This window comes from Megasphaera sp. AF13-6AC (assembly GCF_027685385.1).
Taxonomy (GTDB): Bacteria; Bacillota; Negativicutes; order Veillonellales; family Megasphaeraceae; genus Megasphaera; species Megasphaera micronuciformis.
On the sequence record NZ_JAQCUN010000093.1, the window covers coordinates 1,398 to 5,485 of the forward strand.

Genomic DNA, 4,088 nt, shown 5'->3' on the forward strand with positions numbered 1-4,088 from the left:
AATTGATTCTCTGGCTGAGATGGGGTGTTTGGGAGAACTCCCCGAAGATGAACAAATAGATTTATTCGCCATGTAAGATATAGGACAGTAAGAACGGGGTGAAGGCTATGAGTATCAATGAAAAGTTGCGTGACGATCTCCACGATCAATTATTCAAGGCCATCTTGGAATTAAAGAGCATGGAAGAGTGCTATGAATTCTTTGAAGATATTTGCACGATTCAGGAAATGAAGTCCATTGCGGCTCGTTTGGAAGTTGCCAGGATGTTGAGAGCCGGAGATATTTACGAAGATATTGTCAAAAAAACGGGAGCCAGCACGGCTACTATCAGTCGGGTCAAAAGGTGTCTCAATTACGGGACGGGAGGATATGATACCGTTCTGGAACGCTTGGGCATGGGCCGAGGCATTAAAAAGAAGTAGTTTTTTAGTAAAAAGGAGTAAAGAAGATGAAAGCGTTTTTTCAAGAATTTAAAAATTTTGCAGTTCAAGGTAATGTAATCGACATGGCTGTCGGTGTAGTAATCGGTGCAGCCTTCGGTAAAATTACGACATCCCTCGTTACCAATATCATTATGCCTCCTATCGGCATTTTATTGGGCGGTGTCGATTTTACGGATTTTTTCATTCCCTTGGCACATACGTCGGCTCAAACCTTGGCGGAAGCTCAGGCACAAGGGGTACCTGTTATTGCTTACGGCCTTTTTATTAATACGGTCGTAGAGTTTCTTATTATTGCCTTTGCCATATTCCTGGTTATTAAACAAATCAACCGTTTCAAAAAGCCGGCTGTACCCGCACCTTCCAGAACTTGCCCCTTTTGTAAAGAAACAGTGGCTGATGAAGCTACTCGTTGCCCCCATTGTACGAGTGAGCTGACTGTTTAATGCGCACCAAAGGTGATGTAACCGTATTTTCAGACGGCACGATGAATGTATATAATCGTTCGTTGGCGGAAGAGCTGTGGTACGACTATAAAGCTTTTGCTCATAAGGCCGCAAAATATCGTGAAATAAATAAAAAAGACAGCGAACTTTCAGCTCGGCGTTACGAACGTGCGGCAGCCTTTGCTTTGTGCGAGTTCTTTTGCCAAGTTCTCGGCAGTTGGTACAATCAAGGGCAAGAAAAAGGTTGCTTTCCGGCAGGAACGGGAGAAGATATACTCTTTGTTTTTCGAACCTTTTCTTCAACTGCCTTAGGAGCAGCTGAAAGGAATGTAGAAGATTCGGAATTTTCCGGATTGTACTCTTTGCTGGAACGGTATTGTCGCCACGACGGCTCGATGTGGGAAGTAATGACCGGTGACCATTTAAGTAAAACGGAAGAAAAGATGGATGACTTCCTGACAAGGGTGGAAAATCGAACCTCTTTTCGGCGATTTATGCCGTGGAGTGAACAGACGAAGTCTATTATTGAAAGATTGAGCGGCCTTCTTAGAAGGCGCGATTAAAGAAAGAGGACGACTCGGCTCGTCCTCTTTCTTTAATTTATAAATGTGAAAAAAATAACGAATATTATCGTATATAGAATCATGAGGCGGAGTCATAGATTTCATAAAACCCTTTCAAGAATGGTATATAAAAGTAGTGAAAAAAGCGATTTTTTCTAATAAATAGTATAGATTTTTTCATTGGAAGTGGTATACTTATAACTGTAAAGGGATAGTTTTCAGGTTTGGTTCTCTTTTTTTTAGTAAAATTTGTGAAAGAAATCACTTTAAAGGAGGAGTTCAACATGTTTTGTAAAAAAGTAATGGTCATCGGTGCAGGTACAATGGGTTCGGGTATTGCGCAGGTATTTTTAACACACGGTTGTGACGTAATCTTGAATGACATTAAACAAGAATTTATCGACGGCGGTGTTAAGAAAATCGATAAAAGCCTGACGAAACTCGTAGCTAAAGAAAAGATGACGCAAGCTGATAAAGATGCCGCTATGGGTCGTCTTACCGGCTTTGTTGAAATTACGAAAGACAACATGAAAGATGTGGATCTGGTCGTAGAAGCGGCTATTGAAGACATGAAAATTAAAGGTCAGATCTTCAAAAACTTAGGTGAAGTTTGCCCGCCTGAAACGATTTTAGCTTCCAACACGTCTTCCTTGCCTATTACGAAGATTGCAGCGGCAACCAATCGTCCGGACAAAGTAATCGGCATGCATTTCTTTAACCCCGCACCGGTTATGAAGTTGATTGAATTGATTAACGGCATTGCTACGTCGGAAGATACATTCAATAAAGTATTCGAAGCTTCTAAAGCTCTCGGCAAGAGTCCCGTTAAAGTTAACGACTTCCCGGGCTTCGTAGGCAACCGTGTAGTTATTCCTATGATTAACGAAGCTATTCAGGCTTTGATGGAAGGTGTAGCGTCCAAAGAAGATATTGATGCTGTTTGCCAATTGGGCTTTAACCATCCTATGGGACCCTTGGCATTGTCCGACTTAATCGGTAACGATATTGTTCTCCATATTATGGAAGTTCTTTATGAAGGCTTCGGTGATCCGAAATATCGTCCCAGCGCATTATTACGTCAGTATGTAAATGCAGGTTATTTAGGTCGTAAAACTGGCAAAGGTTTCTATGATTATGAATAATTAAGTTATTCGTGACAAAACGCCTTCGCAAGAAGGCGTTTTGTTATCTCTTTAAAAATAAAAAGAAAGGAGGGGGACCGTTAAAATGGAGGAAAATATAGGGTGTCGTATCAGCAGATTGAGAAAGGCCCAAGACATAGGAGTCTACCAGTTAGCCGAGCAGGCCCGCGTATCGGCTCAGACCGTTTATCGGTGGGAGCACGGTAACGTTGCCAACATTAAAGAATCTATTTTAGAGCGTCTGGCACCTATTTTGGGCGTTACGAAATACTACATAAAAACGGGATTACACGGCGATGTACTGCCGCCTGAAGTGGAAGACTGGTTACACCGTCCTAAAAACATGGAAAAAATTATTCAATTTTATTATCGGGAAATCGCTGAAGAGCGAATTCGTGAAATGAAGAAAGAGCGTAGTTAGAAAAAATGAAGAAACGACTGTATGAAAGATAGCCACAGGGAAATGCGAAAGATTCATTTCCTTGGGGCTATTTTATTGCCAAACGGAGAGTGAGCGTATATACTGAAAAAAATTGCTTTTTAAATAACGCGCTATGGTTACTAGTGCGTATTATAGGAATTTAATGCGGAAGGTGAGTATATGATTCTGTCAGGAAAAGAAATCGTTAAACACATGGGGAAGGAAATAGTTATCGAACCCTTTGATAAAAGTCGTGTAAACCCGAATAGTTACAATTTATCTCTGTATAATGAATTAATGGTATACGACTCGAAAGAATTGGATATGGCAAAACCCAACTCGGCTTCGGTCATAAAAATTCCTGAAGAAGGTTTCGTGCTTCAACCCAATGTGTTGTACTTGGGGCGTACGAACGAATATACGAAGACGGAAAATTATATTCCCATGTTGGAAGGACGTTCTTCCGTAGGGAGACTGGGCGTATTTATTCACGTAACAGCCGGATTCGGCGATGTAGGCTTTGCCGGCTACTGGACTTTGGAAATCTTTTGCGTCCAACCGATTCGTATTTATCCGAATGTGGAAATATGCCAGATCTATTATCATGATATTGACGGAGAATATGACACGTATAAGAGCGGAAAGTATCAACATAATAACGGAATTCAACCGTCTATGTTGTGGAAGGACTTTATAAAATAATGAATATTTCGGAAATTCCTTTTAGTTCAATTCAACAAATACGCATCGGTCACTGGGAAGACGCGAAGGGCGGGACGGGATGTACGATTTGTCTTGCGGAAAAAGGGGCGGCTTGCGGTGTTGACGTGCGCGGAGGCGGCCCCGCATCGCGAGAAACCGAGCTTCTTAAACCGACATCTGCAGTAGAAAAAATACATGCCGTTCTTTTGTGCGGAGGCAGTGCCTTCGGATTGGCGGCAGCCGACGGGGTTATGTCCTACTTAAAAGAACGGCAAATCGGATTTGATACACCTTACGGTCCTGTTCCTTTAGTTGTCGCATCATCCATATATGACCTGCCTTGTGGCGATAAAGACGCTTATCCGCAGAGAGAC

General features: G+C 42.0%; 7 protein-coding genes. All 7 read left to right on the forward strand.

Annotated features, from left to right (window positions below; all coding sequences use genetic code 11):
- Positions 1 to 107: 107 nt before the first annotated feature.
- Positions 108 to 422 (forward strand): YerC/YecD family TrpR-related protein, encoded by a 315-nt coding sequence (locus PGX78_RS05980; protein ID WP_006942462.1) that lies wholly within the window; start codon positions 108 to 110, stop codon positions 420 to 422.
- 26 nt (positions 423 to 448) lie between these two features.
- Positions 449 to 886, forward strand: a complete 438-nt coding sequence (gene mscL, locus PGX78_RS05985) for a large-conductance mechanosensitive channel protein MscL (RefSeq protein ID WP_270445877.1) — start codon at positions 449 to 451, stop codon at positions 884 to 886.
- Positions 886 to 1,449 carry a hypothetical protein gene (locus PGX78_RS05990; RefSeq protein WP_270445878.1) on the forward strand — a complete coding sequence of 188 codons (564 nt, stop codon included), beginning with the start codon at positions 886 to 888 and terminating at the stop codon, positions 1,447 to 1,449. Before mscL ends, PGX78_RS05990 begins: the two co-directional genes overlap by 1 nt.
- 284 nt (positions 1,450 to 1,733) lie before the next feature.
- On the forward strand, positions 1,734 to 2,591 hold the full coding sequence (locus PGX78_RS05995) for a 3-hydroxybutyryl-CoA dehydrogenase (RefSeq protein ID WP_040774005.1): 858 nt from the start codon (positions 1,734 to 1,736) through the stop codon (positions 2,589 to 2,591).
- 85 nt (positions 2,592 to 2,676) lie between these two features.
- A complete protein-coding gene (locus PGX78_RS06000) occupies positions 2,677 to 3,012 on the forward strand; it encodes a helix-turn-helix domain-containing protein (protein ID WP_006942466.1) in 336 nt (111 codons plus the stop codon).
- Between the two features lie 180 nt (positions 3,013 to 3,192).
- Positions 3,193 to 3,714 carry a dCTP deaminase gene (gene dcd, locus PGX78_RS06005; RefSeq protein ID WP_006942467.1) on the forward strand — a complete coding sequence of 174 codons (522 nt, stop codon included), beginning with the start codon at positions 3,193 to 3,195 and terminating at the stop codon, positions 3,712 to 3,714.
- The coding region (locus PGX78_RS06010; RefSeq protein WP_270445880.1) for a P1 family peptidase at positions 3,714 to 4,088 on the forward strand (375 nt) is incomplete at its 3' end. The genes dcd and PGX78_RS06010, both read left to right, overlap by 1 nt.